Source organism: Microbacterium sp. NPDC012755 (assembly GCF_042901325.1).
GTDB lineage: Bacteria > Actinomycetota > Actinomycetes > Actinomycetales > Microbacteriaceae > Microbacterium > Microbacterium natoriense.
Window position 1 is genome coordinate 1,661,615 of the sequence record NZ_JBIBCT010000001.1, and the last position, 23,233, is coordinate 1,684,847.

Consider the following 23,233-nt stretch of genomic DNA (forward strand, 5'->3'; position numbering starts at 1 on the left):
CCGGGGATGAAGGCGTTGTCATGGATGCGTGCGCGTCCGAAGACGCTGGCCTCCGCCGCCGGCGTGGCCGCCGCGGCCATCGCGATCACCACCCTCGCGTTCGCCTACGACGGCAACCCCACCACCAAGGTCGAGCTGAACGACGGCGGCGTCTGGATCACGAAGACCTCGAGCCTGCTCGTCGGGCACTTCAACCACGAGTCCACGGTGCTCGACGGCGGCCTGCGCACGACCGGTGAGAACTACGACATCCTGCAGGACGAGAGCAACGTCCTCGTCGTCGATCGCGGCTCCTCCACCCTCACAGCCGTCGATCCGGCCCGCGTCGCACTCGGCGACAGCTCCGGCATCCCATCGTCCGCGAAGGTCGTGCTCGGCAACAAGACGGCGGCGATCCTCGATCCGAAGTCCGGAAACCTCTGGGTCATCGCGGTCAGGGCCATCGCGGGCTTCAAGATCGAGGCGGTCGACCCGACCGCCGAGCTCGGCGACGGCGCCGACGTGGCGGTCGCCGACGACGGCACCGTGTTCGGCCTCTCCGCCGCCCGCGGCGAGGTCGTCACCATCCCCGTCGACAACGAGGGCGAGCCCCTCGATCCGTCCGAGGCGTCGGTCGGCGACATCGACACCGACGAGGCGCCCACGATCACCGCGGTCGGACGCACGGCCGTCGTGTTAGATGCCGCTGCCGGTGTCGTCACGACCCCCGGTGGCTTCCGCACCGAGATCCCCGACGCAGCGGATGCCGTGCTGCAGCAGCCGTCCGCCTCGGCGGACTCCGTGGCCATCGCGACGCCGTCGGCGCTGCTCAGCGTGCCGCTCGACGGGAGCGATCCGACCGAGACCGTGGTCGACGGCGCGGGCAATCCGGCCGTCCCCGTGTCGTTGCGCGGGTGCTTCTACGGCGCATGGGCGGGCTCGGCGCGGTTCGTGCGCGACTGTCCTGGCGACGCCGACGACGTGGAGGCGAAGATCGACGGGGCCGAAGACGCCGCCTCGCTGATCTTCCGCGTGAACCGCGACGTGATCATCCTCAACGACGCCGTCGGCGGAGCGGCCTGGATGGCCGATGAGAGCCTGCAGCGCGTCGACAACTGGAACGACCTGACGCCCCCGGAGGGCGAGGCGGAGAACGAGGAGGACACGACCCAGGAGACGGTCGAGACCACCCTCCCCGACCGCAAGGAGGAGAACACCCCGCCCGTGGCGGAGGACGACTCCTTCGGGGTGCGGCCCGGAGCCTCCATCCTCCTGCCGGTGCTCGACAACGACAACGACCCCGACGGGGACGTCCTCGTGGCGGCGCTCGCCGAGCAGCAGCCCTCGATCGGCACCGTGCAGCCGATCCAGAACGGCGGATCCCTGCAGATCGCCGTCGACGAGAAGGCGACGGGTTCGGCGACCTTCACCTACGAGGCCGACGACGGACGCAAGGGCAAGGACACCGCCGCCGTCACCCTCTCGGTGCACGACTGGGACGTGAACGGCGCGCCTGCGCCGAAGCGCAAGACCAGCCTCACCGTCGAGAGCGGCGGGACGGTGTCGTACAACATCCTCCCCGACTGGATCGACCCCGACGGAGATGACATCTACCTGAAGGCGGTGGCGGCCGCCCCCGGCGACGAGGTCGACTTCAGCACCGACGGACAGATCACGTACAAGGCCACGGCGAGCCTGCAGGGCCGCAAGGACATCGAGGTCGCGGTGGCCGACGGCTCCGGCGAGGTCGGCACCGCGTCGATCACGATCGACGTCCGCCCTCCCGGCACGACCGACCCCAAGACGAACGCCGATCACGTGGTCACCCGCGTCGGCGAGCAGGTCACCGTCGCGCCGCTCACGAACGACACGAGCTCCAGCAGGGAGCCGCTGCGTCTCGGCCGGGTCGACGAGGTGCCCGGCGCCACCGTCATCCCCGACTTCACGAACAAGACGTTCACCTTCTCCGCCGACGCACCCGGCACCTACTACGTGCAGTACCTCGCGACCGCCGGGCCCAAGAACGGTGAGGGGCTCGTCCGCGTCGACGTGCTCGAGGCCGGGGCATCCGACCTCGCTCCCGTCGCCGTGCGCGACGTCGCCCTGCTGCCCTCCGGAGGCGACGTGCTGATCGGGGTGCTCGCCAACGACGAGGACCCCGGCGGCGGCATCCTCGTGGTCCAGTCGGTGTCGATGGAGCCCAGCTCCGGCGTCTCCGTCTCGGTGATCAACCACGAGACGCTGCGCATCACCGACCAGGGGTCGCTCACCGGTCAGGCGCGCATCACCTACACGATCTCGAACGGGTCGAAGTCGGCAGAGGGCGAGGTCGTCGTCATCCCGATCCCCGCGCCCGACACGATCATGCAGCCGGTCGCCAACCCCGACACGGTCACCGTGCGGGCCGGCGACGTCGTGACGATCCCCGTTCTCGACAACGACACGCATCCGAACGACGACGTCATGCACGTCGCCCCGGAGCTCATCGAGCCGTTCGTCGACCCGGACGACGGCGAGGCGTTCGTGTCGCAGGACACCGTGCGCTTCAAGGCGGGGCCGGAGGCGAAGACCGTCTACCTCACGTACGAGGCCGTCGACTCGCGTCAGCAGAAGGCCGCGGGCTACGTGACGATCCAGATCCTCCCCGTCGACGAGGACACCAACGCGGCGCCGCGGCCGCGCGACCTCGTCGCCCGAGCCCTCGCGGGCACGGAGATCAGCATCGCCGTGCCGCTGGACGGCATCGACGCCGACGGCGACTCGGTCGAGCTCCTCGACATCGCCTCCAGCCCCACCAAGGGCCGCATCAACGAGACGGGCGCGAACTACTTCACCTACGAGGCCTTCACGGGTTCGAGCGGCGTCGACACCTTCAAGTACCGGGTGCGCGACCACCTCGGCAAGGAGGGCATCGCGACCATCCGCGTCGGCATCGCCCCGCCGGAGCAGGTCAACCAGGATCCGTACGCGGTGAAGGATGCCGTGGTCGTCCGTCCGGGTCGTGAGATCGCCGTCCCCGTGCTGGCCAACGACTCCGACCCCGAGGGCGACGAGATCACGCTCGTCAGCGAGAAGAACGGCGGACTCGAGGTCCCGAAGGAGCTCGAGGCCAGGGTCTCGGGCGACCGTGTGCTCGTGCAGGCCCCGGACAGGTCCCTCGAGACGTCTCTGCAGTACACGATCCGCGACGCCAGAGGAGCCACGGCATCCGCGATCCTGCAGGTCACGGTCGACGAGGACGTGCCGCTCCAGGCGCCGGTCGCGCGCGACGACCGGGTGCGTCCAGACGACCTCAAGGACGGCGGGCTGACCGCCGACATCGAGATCCTCACGAACGACGAGGACCCCGACGGCACGACCGACTCCCTCGATCTCGACCTCGGCGCCGGGGCGACGGCGCTGCAGAACGGCAAGGTCAGGGTCACCGTCACGGACGAGCAGCAGCTCATCCGGTACACGCTCACGGACCAGGACGGTCTGCAGGCGTCGGCGTTCATCTTCGTGCCGGCCGTGTCGGGCCTGCGTCCGACCATCGACTCGACCAAGCCCGTGCAGGTGGTCAGCGGCGAGACCATCTCGCTCCCGCTCTCGAAGTACGTGACCGTGGCCGGAGGCGGCACGGCCCGCATCACCGAGCACGCCAAGGTCTCCGCTGTGCACGCCGACGGCGCCGATCTGGTGAAGGACGAGTCGACGCTCGTCTACACCTCCGCGGCCGGCTACTTCGGTCAGGACGCGATCACCTTCGAGGTGACCGACGGCACGGGGCCCGATGATCCCGAGGGACGCAAGGCGACTCTCACGATCCCGATCGACGTGCTCCCGCCCGAGAACCAGCAGCCGACGTTCGTCAGCGGACAGGTGCAGGTGGCGCCGGGCGAGAAGGCGACGGCGCTCGACCTCGCCGCGCTCACCACAGACCCCGACCCGGAAGACGAGCACACCTTCGCGTTCGTGGGCGGCGACGGCAAGGGCGTGACCGCGAAGGTCGACGGCGACAAGCTGCTCGTCGAGGCCGCGTCGAGCGCGAAGAAGGGCACCGCCCTCACCCTCGACGTGCGCATCAGCGACGGCGAGACCGAGCCCGTCGAGGGCACGGTCTCGGTGATCGTCGCGGCATCCACCCGTGCTCTGCCCGCGGCCAACACCGACACCGTCGGCCAGGCCGATCAGGGCAAGTCGGTGACGGTCCCGGTCCTCGCCAACGACTTCAACCCCTTCCCCGAGACGCCGCTCGAGATCGTGTCGTACGTCGTCGAGTCCGGCTCTGGTGACGTCTCGAAGAAGGGCGACGAGCTCGTGGTCACCCCGTCGGCGAACTTCGTCGGCACGATGGTGGTGCGCTACCGCATCAAGGATGCGACCGACGATCCCGACCGCGAGGCCAACGGCCAGGTCGTCGTCACCGTGCAGGGCGTACCAGAGGCCCCGGGCGCGCCGACGGTCACGAGCGTGCAGGACCGCACCGTCGTCATCTCCTTCGCGGCGCCGTCGAACAACGGCGCGGAGATCACCAAGTACACGGTGACCTCGGCGCAGGGCTCCTCCTACCGCAAGGAGTGCCAGTCGACGACGTGCACGCTCGACGGGCTGACCAACAACGTCGAGTACACGTTCCGCGTCACCGCGACGAACCGCGTCGGCGAGGGCAAGCCGTCCGGCACCTCCGAGGTGGCGCGTCCCGACGCTCGTCCGGACACGCCCAACCCGCCGTCGCTCAAGTTCGGCGACAAGTCGCTCCAGGTGAGCTGGGTGACCCCGTCGACGCCGGGTTCGCCCGTGGAGCGGTACACGCTCGAGATCTCGCCCGCCCCGCCGTCTGGCATCGCTCAGAAAGAGGTGACGGGCAACTCGATCACCTGGGAGGGGCTGGAGAACGGCTCCAACTACCAGGTGCGCGTGCAGGCGCACAACAAGGCGCCCGAGCCGTCGAGCTGGAGCGGCTGGTCGGCATCCGAGATCCCCGCAGGCCCCCCGTTCGCGCCCGCGGCGCCGACGACGACGGAGATCCCGAGCGTGGGCGACCAGGCGCAGATGCAGGTGAACTGGGCCGCCCCGAACAGCAACGGCGACGCGATCGACGGCTACCAGCTGGAGATCTACGAGGGGTCCACGCTGAGGCGCACGGTGACGCCCGGCGCCGGCGCCACCAGCCAGGCGGTCACTCTGCCGACCTCGGAGACCGCCTACACGTTCCGCATCAAGGCGACCAACAAGGCGGGCTGGGGAGAGTACAGCCCGATGTCGGCCCCGCGCCGCGGAGTGAACGCCCCCGGGGCGCCGACCGGCCTGACGGCGACCCCCGGTGACAGGTTCATCGACATCGCCTACACCCCGGGCTCCCGCAACGGCGCGCGCACGGGCGAGGTGAGTTACCAGTACCGACTCAACGGCGGAAGCTGGCAGGCGTTGAGCGGTACGCGGATCTCCGGGCTCACCAACGGCACGACCTACAAGGTCGAGGTCAAGGGGGTCGCGACCGTCGACGGCACGACATACTCGGGCGCCACGTCGAATGCGGCCTCGGCGGTGCCGTACGGCGTGCCGTTCGCCCCCAAGGCGACGGCGAAGAACCTCGGCACGCAGGTGCAGCTGAACTGGGATGCCTCCGGCTCGGGCAACGGCCGCAAGATCGACGTCGTGCAGATCAGCGTCGACGGCGGCGGCTGGCAGAACGTCGCCGTGAGCGGTTCCCGGACCGTCGGCGGCGGATACAAGGAGACCCACAGCATCAAGGTCAGGGCGCAGGACAGCGCCGGCCAGTGGTCACCGGAGGCCTCCGACTCCGCGCGCACCAACGACCCGCCGGCCGAGGTGCTGAAGACCGAGAAGGGCGCCTCCGGGTCCTGGCCCGACTGCGGCTCGTCCTCCTGCGCCAAGGTCAGGCTGACCGTGGCGAACTTCAACAGTCCAGGCAACTACCACCTGCAGTGCGACGACGGCAACAAGTGGGGTGGCGGCACGCTGTCGTACGTCCCCGCGAACGGCAGCGTCGACCTCAACTGCTACTACGGGTTCCCCGGCAACACGATCCGCGTCTACATCAAAGAGCTCGACAGATACGCCACGGCGATGGTCTGGTACTGACGCTCTCTCGAACGACACATACAGAACAGGAAGCACCACGCTCATGACAATGACCCCCGAACAGGCCGCCTGGTTCCAGGGCACCTTCACCCGCCTCGTCGACAACGTCGACAAGGCCGTGCAGGGCAAGCGCGAGATCGTCTCGCTCGTGCTCGCCTCCATGCTCGCCGAGGGCCACGTGCTGCTCGAGGACGCCCCCGGCACCGGCAAGACGAGCCTCGCGAAGGCGCTCGCCGCGACCGTGCAGGGCACCAGCGCCCGCATCCAGTTCACCCCCGACCTGCTGCCGTCCGACGTCACCGGCGTCACGATCTACGACCAGCAGTCGCACCGCTTCGAGTTCCACAAGGGACCGATCTTCGCCTCGATCGTGCTCGCCGACGAGATCAACCGCGCGTCGCCGAAGACGCAGTCGGCGCTGCTGGAGGTCATGGAGGAGTCGCGCGTCACCGTCGACGGCGTGACCCACGAGACCGGCCGGCCGTTCCTCGTGATCGCCACGCAGAACCCGATCGAGCAGGCGGGCACGTACAAGCTGCCCGAGGCGCAGCTCGACCGGTTCCTGATCAAGACCTCGATCGGCTACCCCGATCTCGCCATCACCGAGAGCATCCTGGCCGGAGCATCCGACCGCAACCCGTCGGCCGCGCTGTCCGCGGTGATCACGACGAGCGCCGTCGCCGACATGGCCGACCTCGGTGCATCCGTGCACGTCGAGCCCGCCGTGCTGCGCTACGTCGCCGAGCTCTCCGAGGCGACGCGCAAGGACCCCGCCATCCGCCTCGGCGTCTCTGTCCGCGGCGCGATCGCGATGGTGCGCATGGCGAAGGTGTGGGCGGCGGCCCACGGCCGTCACTTCGTGCTGCCGGATGACATCAAGGCCCTCGCACGTCCGGTCTGGCAGCACCGTCTGCTGCTGGATGCCGAGGCGGAGTTCGCCGGCACCACGAGCGACATCGTGATCGCCCGCGTGCTCGAGAACATCGCGGCGCCGCAGGCGCGATCGGCCGCGTGATGACGACGGAGGCACCCGAGGCTGCGCCGATCGCCCGCGACGCCGGCTGGCGCGACGTCGCGGCGGTCATCGGTGCGCGCGGCCTCGCGCGCCTCCGCAAGGTCACCGCGGCGATCCGGCCGCTGGCATGGGTGCTGATGGCGCTCGCCGTCGGCTTCTGGATCCTCGGTCAGGTGGCCGGATGGGCGGAGTTCACCGTCGCCGCCGTCGTGATCGCGATCACCGTCGTCCTGTGCGCCCTGTTCCTGATCGGGCGCACCGCCTACGACGTGTCCCTCGACCTCGCGCGCACGCGCGTCGTCGTGGGGGAGCGCGCGGTCGGCGGCCTGAAGCTCGCGAACCACGGCACGAGGGCGATCCTGCCCTCCCGTGTGGTGCTGCCCGTCGGATCGGGCCGCGGCGAGTTCGGCATCCAGCGGCTCGCACCCGGTGAGGAGGCGGAGGAGCTCTTCGCCATCCCCACGCAGAAGCGCGGGGTCGTGAAGGTCGGGCCCGTCAGCGTCGTGCGCGGAGACCCGCTCGGCCTGTTCGAGCGCGCCCACCGCCGCGACGACCCCGTCGACCTCTTCGTGCATCCGAAGACCATCCTCTTCGACGGCCAGTCGCTCGGGTACCTGCGCGATCTCGAGGGTCTTCCCGCCGCCGACCTCTCGCGCGACGACGTCTCCTTCCACGCTCTGCTGGAGTATCAGCCCGGCGACGACCTGCGTCACGTGCACTGGAAGTCCACCGCGCGCACGGGGACGATGATGGTGCGGCAGTACGAGGAGACCCGGCGCTCGCACTTCGTGATCGGCCTCTCCCGCGCCGCGGCGGAGTACGCCACGGGAGACGACTTCGAGCTCGCGATCTCGGTCGCAGGTTCCATCGGCCTGCGGGCCATCCGCGACTCGCAGCGCGTCGACGTCCGCGTGCAGGGGCGCGAGCTCCCCGCGGGCACCGGCAAGCAGCTGCTCGACTCGCTGTCGGCCGTGACCCATTCCAAGCCCCGCCGCGGCGGTATCGACGACCTCGCCGGCGTCGTCGCCAGGACCATGCCCCTCGCCAGCGTCGTCGTGCTGATCTGCGGGTCCAAGGTGCGCTCGGACGACCTCCGTCTGGCATGCTCCCGCCTGCCCTTCGGCGCACGCGTTCTCGCCATCGTCGCCGACCGCTCGGCATCCTCTCCCGCGCTCCGCCGCATCGGCGACGCCGACGTCGTCACCGTCGGCTCGCTCGAGCAGATCCCCCTCGCGCTCCAGAAGGTTCTCGCATGACCGCACCCGCCACCACGGCCACGGCGCTGCCGCTGCGCCGCTGGATCCTCGACCTCGGAGCGTCCGCGCTGCTCGTCGGCGTCTCCATGGTCGGCTTCTGGCCGACGTTCGCCGGCGGCTCGTACCTCCCGGCCGCGATCGGCGGCATCCTCCTGGGTCTCGCGATCTCCGCGGTCGCCGCCTGGCGCCGCTGGGGCATCCTGATCATCGCCGGACTCACGGTCGCGGCGTACTTCGTCTTCGGCGGCGCCCTCGCCCTGCCGCACACCACGCTCCTCGGTGTCGTGCCGACGCTCGACACCCTCCAGCGCCTCGCGCTCGGCACGGTCACCTCGTGGAAGCAGATGCTCACCACCGTCGCCCCCGTGGCGGCGGCGGACGGGCACCTCATCGTGCCGTTCCTGCTCGCGCTCGTCGGCACGGTGCTGACGGCATCCCTCGCCCTCCGGCTCTCTCGGGTCGCCTGGGCGCTGATCCCCGCCGGTGCACTGCTCATGCTCGTCATCGTGCTGGGCACGCCCGAGCCGGCGTTCCCGCTCGCCCAGGGGCTGGTGTTCGCCGTCATGGCCATCGCGTGGCTCGCGCTCCGCCAGCTGTGGGCGCCGCAGAACGACGCCGTGTCGGTCAGCGAGGTCGACTCCTCTCGCGCCACCCAGATGCGCATGCGGCGCCTCATCGCGGGCGCGGCGGTGCTCGTCGTCGCGGGTGGTGCGGGCATCGCCACGAGCGCGGTCGCCGCGCCGGCGCAGCCCCGGCACGTCTTCCGCGACGTCATCATCCCTCCGTTCAACATCCGCGACTATCCGAGTCCGCTGCAGTCCTTCCGCAAGAACGTGCGCGACGAAGCAGACGAGACGCTGTTCACCGTGAAGGGGCTGCCCAAGGGGGCGCGCATCCGGATCGCCGTCATGGATCAGTACGACGGCATGGTCTACAACGTCACCGACGGCGGACCCGACTCGTCGAGCGCGTTCGCGCCGCTCCGGTCGAACATGTCACCGGAGGCCGAGGGCGTCCCCGTCACGCTGAAGGTCGACATCGACCGCTACAACGGCGTGTGGGTGCCCGACGCGGGCGCGGTCTCCGCGATCGACTTCACGGGCGGTCGTGCAGAGGAGCTGCGCCGCACCGGCTACTACAACACCGAGACCGGCACGGCGGTCGTCACGTCGAAGCTCAAGAAGGGCGACAGCTACACGATCGACACGGTCATGCCCGCGCCGCTCGACGACACCCAGCTGGCCGACGTCGACTTCGGCAAGGTGCCCCTCCCGAAGCAGAGCAACGTTCCGGAGGAGCTCACCTCCCTCGCGTCCGAGACCGTCGCCGGCGCCGAGTCGCCCATCGAGCGGGTCCGCGCGCTGGAGACGTTCCTCGCCGAGGGCGGCTTCTTCAGCCACGGTCTGGAGGGCGAGGTCCTCTCGCGCGCCGGCCACACGGCCGAGCGCATCTCGACGCTCATCGGCGGCGATCAGATGATCGGCGACGACGAGCAGTACGCGGTCGCGATGGCGCTGCTCGCGCGCGAGGTCGGCATCCCGGCTCGCGTGGTGATGGGGTACTACCCCGACGAGGAGCGCGAGGGAGACCCCGAGTTCGCGGCCACAGGCGACGACGTGCACGCGTGGGTCGAGGTCAACTTCGAGGGGGTGGGCTGGCTCACCTTCAACCCGACCCCGCCCGAGGACAAGGTCCCGAACGACCAGAACACCAAGCCGAAGGTCGACCCCAAGCCGCAGGTGCTGCAGCCGCCGCCCCCGCCGCAGGAGCCGGTCGACCTCCCGCCGACGCTGCCGGACGACCGCAAGGGCGAGGACGAGACGTTCAACCTCGCGGGGCTGATCGGCATCATCCTCGCGGTCGGCGGCATCACGCTCGGCATCCTCGCGCTGCTCGCGTCGCCGTTCATCGTGATCGGCGCGTGGAAGGCGGCCAAGCGCCGCTCGCGGCGCAACGCGGCCAGGGCATCCGACCGCATCAGCGGCGGGTGGGACGAGCTGACCGATCGCGCCGTCGACTACGGCGCCAGGGTCACGCCCGGCGGCACCAGGGTCGAGGAGGCCGCGACCGTGGCCACGGCCCTCGCGCTCCCGCAGGTCACGACGCTCGCCGAGCGCGCCGACGCCGAGGTGTTCGGACCCGCCGATCCGACCCCGGAAGACGTGGACGCATTCTGGGCGGAGGTCGACGGACTCGTCGGCGGGCTCGGCAAGGAGGCGGGCTTCTTCAAGAGGATGAAGGCGCGCCTGAGCCTGCGCTCGCTGATGGGCGGCACCGCCGTGGCGACCGGGATGCAGAACCTGAAGGATGCCGCCGCCGCGCGTGTCCGCCGTGAACCTGGCACGATCAAGAGCAGCACCGCTGCGAAGACGCCCCCCGCACCCGAGAGCGAGACCCCATGAGCCAGCCCGCGATCGAGAGCAGCGCGCCGATCCCGCGGCGCGCGATCGCCTACCTGATCGACGCCCTGATCGCCGGGGCGATCGCGATCGTCGGCTTCATCGTCGTCGCCGTGATCGCCTTCAGCACCAGGCCCATCGAGAACCTCATGATCGTGATGCCGATCGGTTACGGGCTGCTCCTGCTGGTCATGATGGGCTGGGCCGTCGCCTACACCGTGATGCAGACCGGCAAGGGCTCGTTCGGCATGCGCGCGCAGGGCGTGCGGCTCGCCTCGGCGACCGACGGCTCCCCGATCCGCTTCGGACGCGCTCTGCTGCGCAATATCGTCTTCTGGCTCACCGCGAGCGTCGTGGTCGGATACTTCTCCCCGTTGTTCGACGGCTCCGGCCGGTTCCAGGGCTGGCACGACCGGGTCGCGGATGCTCGTGTGCTCGACGCGCGGCGACCGTCGACGGCGGCACCCGCAGCGCCCGCCGCTCCAGCGACGACGGCGTTCCCCGTGGTGGCTCCGGGCCAGGGGCTCCCCGGCATCCCCGCCGCGCCGCCGGTCCCCGGCATCCCCGCGCCGGCCGCACCGCAGCACCCCGGGGCGTTCGCGGCGCCCGCAGCGCCCGCCGCGCCGATCGTCCCCGCCGCACCCGCGGTTCCTCCGGCTCCGGCCGTGCCCGCGGCTCAGCCGGCGCCGGCTGCTCAGCCCGCGACCGTCCACCCGGAGCCGGTCGAGCAGGCCGACGCGGGGTCGCTGATCGCCTTCGTGCCCGGCGTCACCCAGCCCCGGCCCCCGGCCTCGGCTGCACCCGAGCCCGCTGCCGCTCCGGCGGCGTCGGACCTCGACCCGTCGCTCGATGAGACGGTGGTGCAGCGCCCGGCGCCCGCAGCGCCGATCGCCGCCGAGCCGACCCTCGCCGTGCCGCCCGCTCCCGCCGTGCCTCCCGCCCCTGCCGTGCCGCCCGCTCCTGCAGCGCCGCCCGCCCAGGATGCCTTCCCCGTCGACGGCGCGGAGGACGAGGCGGAGCTCGAGCAGACCCGCATCAGCATCCCCGGCCACCGCCTGATCTTCACGTGGGACGACGGCACCAGGGTCCCGGTGTCGCGACGCACGATCTTCGGCCGCAACCCCGCCCCCGAAGACGGCGCCGTGCTCGTGCCCGTGCGCGATGAGACGCTGTCGCTGTCGAAGACGCACTTCGAGGCGGCATCCGAGATCTCCGGCGGCTGGGTCCTCGACCGCCACTCCACGAACGGCATGACCATCGTGCGCGACGGCCAGCGCATCGCCTGCCCCGCCGGCCAGCGCGTGCCCGTGCGTCTCGGCGACGCCATCGAGATCGGCGATCGCATCGTCACGGTCGGCGGCTACGCGTGAGGCCCGGACTCGTCGTCACCACCGGGTCAGCGACGCACCCGGGGCTGCGGCGCGCCCTGAACGAGGACGCGTACCTGGCGAGCTCGCCCGTGTTCGTCGTCGCCGACGGCATGGGCGGCCACGAGGCGGGAGAGCGCGCGAGCGCCACCGTGATCGAGGAGTTCGCGCTGTTCATCGGCCGAGCATCCCTCGCACTCGACGACGTCCGCTTCGCCCTGGAGCGGGCCCGGGAGGGCGTCGAGCATCTGTCGACTTCGGGCAACGGGCGCGCCGGCACCACGCTCAGCGGCGTCGTGATCGCCTCGGTCGACGGCATGGGCTACTGGCTCGCGCTGAACATCGGAGACTCCCGCACGTATCGTCTCGCCGACGGAGAGCTCGAGCAGATCACGGTCGACCACTCGGTCGTCCAGGAGCTCATCGAGGCGGGGCAGCTCACGCCGGAGGACGCGGCCACCGATCGGCGGCGCAACATCATCACCAGGGCGATCGGAGCGAGCAGCACGGGGGATGCCGACTACTGGCTCTTCCCCGCCGAGCTCGGCGACCGGATCATGGTGTGCTCCGACGGCCTCACCTCCGAGCTCTCCGACGGGCGGATCCGCGAAGTGCTCACGCTGACGACGGACCCGCAGGAGGCCGCAGACGTTCTCGTCGCCGAGGCCCTGCAGGCCGGAGGACGCGATAACATCACGGTCGTGATCGCGGATGCCGTGTCGGTGGCCTCGCGGCCCGGCACGCTGCTGGAGACCGACGACACCGACATCGACATGGACACGCGTCCGCGCGAGGCAGCAGGAGGGGTTCGCTGATGCAGACGATCTATCGACCGGGACAGTGGCACCTGATCGTGATTCCGGGGGCTCTCGTCGCACTGCCGCCGGACGCGCCCGCCGACCTCGTCGCGCGGCTGTGGGACAGGCTCCCCGCCGAGAAGACCCTCGCCAGCGTGGTCGACGTGCTCACGACGAGCGTCGGGGGATCGTTCTCCGCGCTGCCGCCGTTCGCGGCCGCCGTCGCGGAGGGCACCGACGTCCGCATCGCGCTGCGCGGCGGCGTCGTGGCCAGGATCAGCAGCGGAACGGAGTCCGCGCAGGAGTTCACCGGCGCGGAGGTGACCACCTGGAGCGAGCGCTTCGTCGGCGGCGCCACCCGCATCGAGATCACGGTGGAGGAGTCGGATGCCGTCTCCGCGCTCCCGGTGCAGAGCGGGGTCGTGCGGGCCGCGGCCGTGAGCGCTGAGCTCGAGGCGAGCGACGCCGAGCGGATCGTCGCCGTGCTGGGCCCGGCCCCGGTGATCGAGTCCGAGGAGAGCGGCGTGTCCGCCGCGGTCCTGGGAGGCGTGCCCGCTCCGGCGCTCGCGCTGTTCGGTGCGGCTGTCGCTCCGGCCCCGCCTCTCGTCGCTCCCGTGCCGCCGATCGTCGATGTTGCTCCCGTGCCGCCGATCGCCGGAGCCGCCCCGGTCGGCGCTCCCGCATCCGCTGCGGCGGACGAGCCGTCTGCCGGGGACGGAGCCGTCGAGGCCCCGATCGATCCGGCGCCCGAGGTCTCCGAGCCGGCGGCCGCGGAGCCGGTGGTCGACGAGGTCCCGGTTCTCCCGGAGCCGGTCGAGGCGCCGTCCGATCCCGCCGCGGTGCCGTCCGACGAGGATGAGGCGCCCGCCGCGGCAACCGACGAGGACCCGTCGGCCGAGGACGAGGTCGAGGGGGTCACGCTGATCCCCACCGAGACGCTGTCCCCCCTGAGCGACATCGACGAGTTCGATCAGCTCTTCGGCGAGACCGTGCACACCGCGCCGAGCTTCGTCGACGCTCCGCCGCCTCCACCCTTCCCGATCGTGGCCGAGGGCGACCACGACGGAGCGACCATCTCGGCCGCCGAGCTGCGGGCGCTGCGCCAGCAGCCTCCGGTGGCCGATGACGCTCCCACCCAGGTGATCCCCGTCGCCTCGGCTGGATTCGGCCGCATCCGCGTCTCCACGGGCCAGGTGGTCGAACTCGACCGCACCGTGATCATCGGCCGGCGGCCGCGATCCACCCGCGCCAGCGGTGAGAACCTGCCGCATCTCGTCGCGGTGGAGAGCCCTCAGCAGGACATCTCGCGCAGCCACCTCGAGGTGCGCCCCGACGCCGACACCGTCGTCGTGATCGACCTGCACACGACCAACGGCTCGACGCTGCTGCGCCCAGGCGCCGACCCCGTTCGACTGCATCCCGGTGAGCAGACGCTCGTCCTGTCCGGAGACGTCGTCGACCTGGGAGACGGAGTGACCGTCGCCTTCGAGGACCTGCCGTGACCCGTCGCCCCTCACCGCCCCCGCAGCTGCCGGGCTTCACCTATGTGGAGCCGCTCGGCACCGGAGGGTTCGCCGACGTCTTCCTGTACGAGCAGCAGATGCCGCGCCGCCGGGTCGCGGTCAAGGTGCTGCTCGCCGACCGGATCTCGAGCGGCGCCGCGCAGGAGTTCGCCGACGAGGCGAACGTCATGGCGATGCTCTCCACGCATCCGGCGATCGTCACGATCTACCAGGCCGGCGTCGCGGGCGACGGGCGCCCGTATCTGGTCATGGAGTACTGCCCCCGGCCGAACCTGCAGCTGCGTGCGCGCAAGGAGCCGTTCTCGGTCGCCGAGGCGCTGCGCGTCGGCGTGCAGGTCGCCGGTGCGGTCGAGACCGCTCACCGGGCAGGGGTCCTGCACCGCGACATCAAGCCGGCGAACATCCTCGTCACCGAGTACAACCGTCCGGCTCTCACCGACTTCGGCATCGCCTCGACGACGGGCGCGACGGGCGAAGCATCCGGCATGTCCATCCCGTGGTCGCCGCCGGAGTCGTTCGCCGAGCCGCCGCAGAGCGGGCCGCGCACGGACGTGTGGGCCCTGGGTGCGACGCTGTACACGCTGCTGGCCGGTCGCTCGCCGTTCGAACGCGTGGGGGAGCGCAACTCCAGCGCCGACCTCATCGAGCGCATCGAGCGCGCCGCCCTGCCGCCCCTCGCGCGCCCCGACTCCCCGGAGAGCCTGCAGCGCCTGCTCGAGCGCTCGATGGCGAAGAACCCCGACGACCGCTACCCGAGCGCCGTGGCCTTCGCCCGCGCCCTGCAGAAGGTGCAGATCGAGCTGTCGCACTCGGTCACCCCGATCGACATCGTCGACGACCACGCTCCGGCCGAGGAGCAGGAGGACGACGGAGACGGGCTGACCCGCGTCAGGGAGATCGTCAGCATCGACCCCGAGGTCGCCGCCTTCACACGTCCGTCGGCGACGACGGAGCGCAAGGCGCCGGCCGTCGTGTTCCCCGAGGTTCCGCGCTTCGACTCGCCCCCCGCCGCGCAGGCGCCGTCGATCGAGGAGACCCAGATCCGGGTGCCCGCTCCCGTGCTCGGAGCGGATGCCGACGAGCGCACGCTGCTGCGCGCGCCTCGAGTGCTCGCCCCGGATGCCGCGGCATCCGCCGCCCCGCCCGTCGCTCCCGTCGTCGACGCCCCAGCGCAGACGGCGTCGAAGGCGCCTCGAGGACGCAAGGGCCTCTGGATCCTGCTCTCGGTCGCGGGAGTCGCCGTCGTCGTCGGCGCGATCGTGATGCTCAACATCCTGGTCTCCGGTATCGAACCGACTCCGCAGGCGACGTCGGAGGCCCCCGACCCGCAGGACGTCGTCTCCGACGTCGTGCCGAAGGTGGGCGACCTCAGCGGCACCAGGACGGGCGAGCAGATCGCGTTCACCTGGACCAACAAGGACCCGCAGGAGGGCGACTCGTTCATCTGGAACGTCGTCGAGGTGTCCGGCGAGATCGACCCGCAGCAGACGACCGAGCCGACCGCGCAGTTCACGGCGGGCGCGGGGAAGGTCTGCGTCGACGTGATGCTGCGCCGTGACGACGGCCGCGCGTCGGAGCCGGTGCGGGGGTGCGTCGAGTGAGCGGGACGAGCGGCGTGACCGTCGAGTTCGCCGGGGAGTTCTTCCCGCTGGAGCGCGGCGGTCGGTTCGTGGTCGGTCGAGAGGGCGACCTGGAGCTGGACGACAATCTCTTCCTGCACCGCCACTTCCTGGAGATCACGGATGCCGACGGCCTGTGGTGGCTGTCGAACGTCGGCACCCGCCTCACGGCGACGGTGACGGACTCGGCCGGCGGGGTGCAGGCCTGGCTCGCGCCGGGCGCCCGGCTGCCGCTCGTGTTCGAGATGACGACGATCGTGTTCAGCGCGGGCCCCACGACCTACGAGCTGACGGTGCACGCCGCCGAGCCGACCTTCCGCGCCACGCGCCGCGAGCACGACGACGGCGGAGCCTCGACCATCGGCGACGTGCCGCTCACCCTCAGCCAGAAGCTGCTGATCCTCGCACTCGCGGAGCCGCAGCTGCGCAGAGACGGCACCGGGATGAGCGACATCCCGACATCCGCGAAGGCCGCGGAGCGCCTGGGATGGACGGTCACCCGCTTCAACCGCAAGCTCGACAACGTGTGCGACAAGTTCGACCGCGTCGGCGTCCCCGGCATGCGCGGAGGGCAGCGCCTGCTCGCGACCAACCGCCGAGCGCGTCTCGTCGAGCACGTGATCGCCTCGCGTCTGGTGACGAAGGACGACCTGCCGCTGCTCGACACGGCGCACGCCGACGAGGCAGAGGGGGAGTCCGAGTGATCTGGGAGATCGACGATCACGCCCCGGTGATCGAGGGCCTCGACGCGCACGGACGCCCTGACCCCGCCTATGCCGCCTCGCTCGGACTCCGTGCGGCCGGCCGAGGATCCCGCGTGCTCGCGGCGCTGATCGAATGGCTCGTCGCCGTGCTCATCGCCCTGCCGGCGATCATCGTCCTCACACCTCCGCTCACGCAGGCCCTCTCGGGCACCCTCGACCTGGGATCCGTCTTCGGCGGCGCCAACGGGGTCTGGGCGATCGTGGCCGTCGCCGTGTCACAGGGACTCATGACCGCGTACGTCGTGGTGCAGCTGGTGCTGCACGGACGCAAGGGCGTCACGCTCGGCAAGGCGATCTGCGGCATCCGCTCGGTGAACGTGCGCACGCTCGAGCGCCCCGGATTCTGGCGCGGCGCCGTGGTGCGCTACCTCGTCGCGTACGCGTCGCTGCTGGTGCCGCTCATCGGGCCGCTGCTCGTGATCGCGCTCTCGCCGCTGTTCGACACCGAGCGCCGTGGACGCGGCTGGCTCGACCTGGCGGCCGCGACCTGGTTCGTCGACGTGCGCGGCGGCCTCAACCCCTACGACCAGAAGCGCATGCGCATCGCCCGCAAGCGCGTCAAGACCCCGGAGGTCGAGGAGCAGGCGCCGCTGCCGTCTCTCGCGACGCCGGTCGATCGCGATGCCCCTGCGGAGTACGTGCCGAGCGCGCGTCTGTCCGGCGGTGTGATCGGCGCACACCGCACCTCGACTCCGACAGCCCCCGATGCGGCGCAGCCGCCGGTCTCCGGTTCCATGGTGTCGGCGGTGCCCCCCTCTCTCGCGACAGGGGCCGCCACGCCCTCGCCGGCCCCTGCGGCTCCGTCCTCTTTCGCGCCTCCCGCCGCGGAGTCCGCGCCGTTCGTGCCTCCGGTGATCGCCCCGCAGCCGACGGGCGCCGCGCCCGCTGCGGTTCCCGCTCCGGCCCCGGCCCCGGTGACTCCGGTGGCGCCAGCTCCGACCCAGGCGGCCCCGGCCGTGGTCCCTGCGTCTGCTCCAGCCGTGGCGGCTCCGACCCCGCCCCCGCATACCCCCGCTCCCGCCTCGACGCCGGGTCCCGCATCCGCGGCCCCCGCCTCGGCACCGGCTCCCGCCTCGGCCCCGGCTCCCGCCTCGGCCCCGGCTCCCGCGCCGGCATCCCCTGCTTCCGCGCCTGCCGCCCCGGCCGGGGTGCGCGCCGTGCTCGTGCTCGACACGGGAGAGCGCATCGAGGTCCGCGGCACCACGCTGTTCGGCCGCTCGCCGAGCCCGGCCGCCGGAGAGGGCGAGACCCAGCTCGTGGCGGTGTTCGACGACACCCGCTCGGTGTCGAAGACGCACATCGCCGTGATGCCCGCTCGCCGCGGTCTCTTCGTCGTCGATCGGGCGTCGACCAACGGCAGCGCGATCGTGCGGGGAGGCTCCGAGACGGCGTTGGCGCCCGGCCACCCCGTGGAGCTGAAGGCGGGCGACACGGTGCGGTTCGGCGACCGCACGCTCCAGGTCGAACGGGTATGACGCGACAGTGCAGAACGCGCCTGCGGCGCGGTGAGGACGGACGATGAGAGTCAAGCTGACGTTGCGGCGCCCTTCGGCCCCGCTGACGGATGTCGTCGTGATGGCGGATTCGACGGCGACGGTCGCCGACGTCGCGAGACAGATCGCCTCGACCGACCCGCTGCGCAGCATCCCCGCCGGCCCCTCCGACGTGCTCACGCTGTCGGTCGCACCGCCCACCAGCGATCAGCTGACCATGCTCAGCCCCGATCTCCTCGTCGGAGACGCCCCGATCGGCTCCGGCTTCCTCGCCGAGGTGGTCAACGTGGGTGCGAACCGCGCGTCGACGGGCTCGGCGAGCGCACGCCCAGCGGCCGTGCTCACCGTGGTGGCAGGTCCCGCGGCCGGGCAGGAGTTCCCGCTGCCGATCGGTCACTTCATGATCGGACGCGATCACGCGAACGACGTCGCGATCGCCGATCCGCTGATCTCGAAGCGCCACGCGCGCATCGAGGTCGCCGCGACCTTCGTCGAGCTCGTCGACCTGAACTCCGCGAACGGCATCCTCGTCGACGGCGGTCTCGTGCAGCGCCTGCGCGTCATCCCCGGCCAGCACTTCACGCTCGGAGACTGCGAGTTCGTGGTGCACCTGGTCGGCGACTTCGACGGCTCGGCGTCCGGCGACCCCGTGCTCGAACGCGGCGGCGCCCTGCTGTTCAACCGCAGCCCGCGCGTCGAGGAGCGCTTCACCGGAGAAGACCTCGACGAGCCCCGCTATCCCCGCGACCAGGTGCAGCGCCTCTTCCCCTGGCCGATGCTCGTCGCGCCGGTCCTGCTGGGCGCCGTGACGTTCTTCATGTTCGACAATCCGCGCGCGCTGCTGGTGATCTTCATGTCGCCGCTCATGATGTTCGGCAACTTCATCTCGCAGAAGACCAATCTCGGCCAGCGGCTGCGCAAGGAGGCGGAGTCCTTCGAGGAGCAGTTCGAGCGCCTGGAGGAGAAGCTCTACCACTCCCACCCCAAGGAGCGGGAGGTGCGTCAGAACGAGGTGCCCGCCGTCGCCGTCGTCTTCGACGAGGCGATGCGGCTCGGCCCGCTCCTGTGGACCCGTCGCCCTGAGCACTGGAACTTCCTCTCGGTGCGGCTCGGCGTCTGCGAAGACGAGTCGCGCACCTCGATCAAGCGCACCGAGACGCCAGAGGCTCTGGTCGAGTACGTCGAGCGCGTCGACCGGCTCGAAGAGCGCTACCGGATGATCAGCGACGTGCCGATCCTCGAATCGCTGCAGAGCGTCGGCTCGATCGGCGTCGCCGGTCCCACGTCGCTCGCGAGCGACGCCCTCCGCGGCATCGCGGTGCAGCTGTTCGGCATGCACTCGCCGAACGAGCTGGTCACCGTGGCCCTCACCGAACCCGGCTGGGCCAACGAGCTCGACTGGCTGAAGTGGCTGCCGCACACGTCCAGCGAGCGCAACCCGTTCAAGGACGTCTCCCTCGCCGACTCGGCCTCCACGGGCGCCGCCCTGCTGTCGGGTCTGGAGGAGATCGTGATGCGTCGCTCCAGGGAGGCGAAGTCGCAGCGGCCGCCCTACGGCGACGACTGGGATCCGATGCTCTTCGGCACCGACGTCAAGCGAGCGGCGGAGGATGCGACGTTCCCCGGCCAGACCGCGATCCTCGTCATCGTCACCAACGACGCGCCGGTCGACCGCGCCCGGCTCACGCAGATCCTCGAGCGGGGCGCCGACGTCGGCGTGTACGGCCTCTTCGTCGCCCCCGTGGTGGCGGCGCTGCCCGCCGCCTGCCGCACGTTCGTCGACGTGGGCCGCGGGCTCGAGCACGCCACCGTCGGCACCGTGCGCAGCGGCGTCGCCTATCCCGATGTGCAGGTCGAGGGCGTCTCGCACTCGTACATGACGATGTTCGCCAAGCGGCTCGCGCCGGTGGTCGACTCCAGCACGGTGATCGAGGACTCCTCCGACATCCCCAACTCCGTCATGTTCCTGTCGCTGATCGGCGCCGACCTCGCGACAGACCCGAACGCGGTGATCGACCGGTGGCGGCAGAACAACACGATCATCGACCGCTCGGGGGCGCCGCAGTCGCGTCTCAAGAAGGCCGGCAACCTGCGTGCCATCATCGGTCAGTCGCAGACCGACGCCATGACGCTCGACCTGCGCACCCAGGGACCGCACGCCCTCGTCGGCGGAACCACCGGAGCCGGAAAGAGCGAGTTCCTGCAGGCGTGGGTGCTCGGCATGGCCGCCGCGCACAGCCCCGACCGCGTGACGTTCCTCTTCGTCGACTACAAGGGCGGCTCCGCGTTCGCCGATTGCGTCGATCTGCCGCACACCGTGGGGCTCGTGACCGACCTGAGCCCGCACCTCGTGCGGCGCGCGCTCACCAGCCTGCGCGCCGAGCTGCACCACCGCGAGCATCTGTTCAACCGCAAGAAGGCGAAGGACCTCCTCGAACTCGAGAAGCGCCGTGACCCCGAGACGCCGCCCGCGCTCGTGCTCGTGATCGACGAGTTCGCCGCGCTCGCCGGAGAGGTCCCGGAGTTCGTCGACGGCGTCGTCGACATCGCCCAGCGCGGGCGGTCCCTCGGCATCCACCTCATCATGGCCACCCAGCGTCCGGCCGGCGTCATCAAGGACAACCTCCGCGCCAACACCAACCTGCGCGTCGCACTGCGCATGGCCGACGAGTCGGACTCGAAGGACGTCGTGGACGACCCGGTGGCGGCATCCTTCCCTCCGTCCCTCCCCGGCCGCGGCATCGCCAAGACCGGACCGGGGCGTCTGGTGCCCTTCCAGTCCGCCTATGCGGGTGGCTGGAGCACCGACGAGGTGCAGGCCGCCGAGGTCAAGGTGGCGGAGCTGCGGTTCGGCTCCATCCAGACCTGGGAGGCTGAGCAGGCGCCCGAGTCGGACTCGCACGACGAGGACCTCGGCCCGAACGACCAGAAGCGCATCGTCGCGACGCTCGTGAAGGCGGCGACCGCCGCCCGCATCCCCGCACCTCGGCGCCCGTGGCTGGACGACCTCGAGCGGGCCGTCGACATGCGCGATCTGCCCGTGCTCGGCGACGGGCAGATCCTGCTCGGCAAGATGGACGTGCCGGAGCGCCAGCTGCAGGAGCCGGCGTACTTCCACCCCGACAAGGACGGCTCGCTGCTCGTCTACGGCACCAGCGGCTCCGGCAAGTCGACCGTGCTGCGCACCCTGGCGATCGCTGCGGGGTTCGACCCGGCCCGGTCGAACGTCGAGGTCTTCGGGCTCGACTTCGGCTCCGGCTCGCTCAAGAGCCTCGAAGAGCTCCCGCACGTCGGCTCGATCATCTCGGGCGACGACGCCGAGCGCGTGCAGCGCATCCTGCGCTCGCTGTCGAGGGTGCTCGATGACCGCGGCAAGCGGTTCAGCGCGGCGAACGCGTCGAGCCTGACGGAGTACCGCGAGATCACCGGCACGGCCGAGTCGCGCATCCTGCTGCTGATCGACGGCTTCCCCCAGTTCCGCAGCGAGTGGGAGTCGACGACCGCGAGGATGCCGTTCTACCAGACGTTCATGCGGATCCTCGGCGAGGGGCGACCGCTCGGCGTCCACGTGATCGCCAGCGCGGATCGCTCGGGCTCCGTGCCGACGGCCGTGAGCGCGAACGTGTCGCGCCGGGTCGTGCTGCGTCTGTCCGACGAGTCGGGCTACGCGATGCTGAACGCGCCCAAGGACGTGCTCGACGAGCGCTCCGCACCGGGGCGCGCGATCGTCGACGGCTTGGAGACGCAGATCGCCACCCTCGGGGGGACTCCCAACGTGGCGGAGCAGACGAAGCTGCAGGGCGTGCTCGCCGCGGAGCTGCGCGCGGCCGGAGCCCGCGAGGTCGCCGAGATCGGCGCACTGCCGACGCGGCTCTCGCCGCGGGAGCTGCCGGACCGCATCGGGGAGTTCCCCGTGCTCGGCATCGCGGAGGACACCCTGGCCGCACGCGACTTCGACCCGGTCGGCACGTTCGTGGTCGCGGGGCCGCCGCAGTCGGGCAAGACGAATGCGCTGAAGGCGATCATCGGATCGATGCGCCGCTTCGATCCCGAGATCAAGCTGTTCCACTTCGGCGGTCGGCGTGCGCAGCTCAAGGAGTACGCCGACTGGACGCGCAGCGCCGTCACGCCGGAGGACGCGAAGGAGCTCGCGAAGGAGATCGCCGAGATCGCCGTCGACGAGACGGTCCCTGTGCGGATGCTGATCGTGGTGGAGGACGTGCCGCAGTTCGCCGACGGACCCGCCGAGCGCGAGATGAAGGCGCTGTTCCAGGCGATCAACCGCAGCGACCACCTGCTGATCGGCGACGCCGACGTCACGCAGGTGACCAGCGGATTCGGCTTCATCGGAGACTTCAAGGCCGGACGCAAGGGCATCATCCTCAAGCCGGACGCCTTCGACGGCGACGCCGTCTTCAAGGTGCCCTTCCCGAAGGTCAAGCGCACGGACTTCCCCGACGGCCGCGGCATCTTCGTGCAGGCCGGACGTCAGGTCACCGTGCAGATGCCGCTCGTCGAGGGGTGATCGTTCGATGGGGAGTCCTCCCCATCGCGGTGGGGGGTGTTGTTTCGTAAAGTTGGTGGTGTCGGGCCGGAGAGGTCCGGTCCAATTCGATTACCGGAGGTGTGGACGATGGCCGATTTCGGTGCGTCTTATGCGGAGATGGAGCAGGTGGCGTCGTCGCTGTCGCAGGCTCGTGATGACATTCAGGGGCAGCTGGATTCTCTGAAGTCTCAGGTGGACACCCTGCTGGGTGAGGACTTCAAGACGCAGCATGCGTCGGGCAAGTTCGGTGAGGGTTATGGGGAGCTGACCACGGGTCTGAAGACCGCGGTGGATGGTATCAACGACATGTCGGAGTCGCTGCTGGGCATGATGCGTGCGATCCAGGACCTGGACACGCAGCTCGCCGGCGGCTGACACGCTGCTGCAG

General features: G+C 71.0%; 12 protein-coding genes. All 12 read left to right on the forward strand.

Annotated elements, in window-relative coordinates:
- Positions 1-24: 24 nt before the first annotated feature.
- The 12 genes from ACFY5A_RS07670 (at position 25) to ACFY5A_RS07725 (ending at position 23,220) form a co-directional block, all read left to right on the forward strand.
- The gene (locus tag ACFY5A_RS07670; RefSeq protein ID WP_387232896.1) at positions 25-6,066 is read left to right on the forward strand and encodes an Ig-like domain-containing protein; all 6,042 of its coding nucleotides are present in this window, start codon (positions 25-27) and stop codon (positions 6,064-6,066) included.
- Positions 6,067-6,109: 43 nt separating this feature from the next.
- The gene (locus ACFY5A_RS07675) at positions 6,110-7,081 is read left to right on the forward strand and encodes a MoxR family ATPase (RefSeq protein WP_105673861.1); all 972 of its coding nucleotides are present in this window, start codon (positions 6,110-6,112) and stop codon (positions 7,079-7,081) included.
- The gene (locus ACFY5A_RS07680) at positions 7,081-8,337 is read left to right on the forward strand and encodes a DUF58 domain-containing protein (protein WP_387232899.1); all 1,257 of its coding nucleotides are present in this window, start codon (positions 7,081-7,083) and stop codon (positions 8,335-8,337) included. Before ACFY5A_RS07675 ends, ACFY5A_RS07680 begins: the two co-directional genes overlap by 1 nt.
- Entirely contained in the window at positions 8,334-10,739 is a 2,406-nt protein-coding gene (locus ACFY5A_RS07685; protein WP_387232902.1) for a transglutaminaseTgpA domain-containing protein, read from the forward strand. The genes ACFY5A_RS07680 and ACFY5A_RS07685 overlap by 4 nt, the downstream gene beginning before the upstream one ends.
- Positions 10,736-12,106 carry an RDD family protein gene (locus ACFY5A_RS07690; RefSeq protein ID WP_387232904.1) on the forward strand — a complete coding sequence of 457 codons (1,371 nt, stop codon included), beginning with the start codon at positions 10,736-10,738 and terminating at the stop codon, positions 12,104-12,106. The genes ACFY5A_RS07685 and ACFY5A_RS07690 overlap by 4 nt, the downstream gene beginning before the upstream one ends.
- Positions 12,103-12,918, forward strand: coding sequence for a PP2C family serine/threonine-protein phosphatase (locus ACFY5A_RS07695; protein WP_105673869.1), 816 nt, complete (start codon positions 12,103-12,105; stop codon positions 12,916-12,918). Before ACFY5A_RS07690 ends, ACFY5A_RS07695 begins: the two co-directional genes overlap by 4 nt.
- Positions 12,918-14,402 (forward strand): FHA domain-containing protein, encoded by a 1,485-nt coding sequence (locus ACFY5A_RS07700; protein WP_341940435.1) that lies wholly within the window; start codon positions 12,918-12,920, stop codon positions 14,400-14,402. Before ACFY5A_RS07695 ends, ACFY5A_RS07700 begins: the two co-directional genes overlap by 1 nt.
- A complete protein-coding gene (locus ACFY5A_RS07705) occupies positions 14,399-16,024 on the forward strand; it encodes a serine/threonine-protein kinase (RefSeq protein ID WP_341940434.1) in 1,626 nt (541 codons plus the stop codon). Before ACFY5A_RS07700 ends, ACFY5A_RS07705 begins: the two co-directional genes overlap by 4 nt.
- Before the next feature lie 14 nt (positions 16,025-16,038).
- Complete coding sequence (locus ACFY5A_RS07710; RefSeq protein ID WP_223587192.1) at positions 16,039-16,746, forward strand: hypothetical protein; 708 nt, start codon at positions 16,039-16,041, stop codon at positions 16,744-16,746.
- Positions 16,743-18,281 carry an RDD family protein gene (locus ACFY5A_RS07715; RefSeq protein ID WP_387232909.1) on the forward strand — a complete coding sequence of 513 codons (1,539 nt, stop codon included), beginning with the start codon at positions 16,743-16,745 and terminating at the stop codon, positions 18,279-18,281. Before ACFY5A_RS07710 ends, ACFY5A_RS07715 begins: the two co-directional genes overlap by 4 nt.
- 43 nt (positions 18,282-18,324) lie before the next feature.
- Positions 18,325-22,824, forward strand: a complete 4,500-nt coding sequence (locus tag ACFY5A_RS07720) for an FtsK/SpoIIIE domain-containing protein (RefSeq protein ID WP_341940432.1) — start codon at positions 18,325-18,327, stop codon at positions 22,822-22,824.
- Positions 22,825-22,932: 108 nt separating this feature from the next.
- Positions 22,933-23,220 carry a WXG100 family type VII secretion target gene (locus tag ACFY5A_RS07725; protein ID WP_105673989.1) on the forward strand — a complete coding sequence of 96 codons (288 nt, stop codon included), beginning with the start codon at positions 22,933-22,935 and terminating at the stop codon, positions 23,218-23,220.
- Positions 23,221-23,233: the final 13 nt, after the last annotated feature.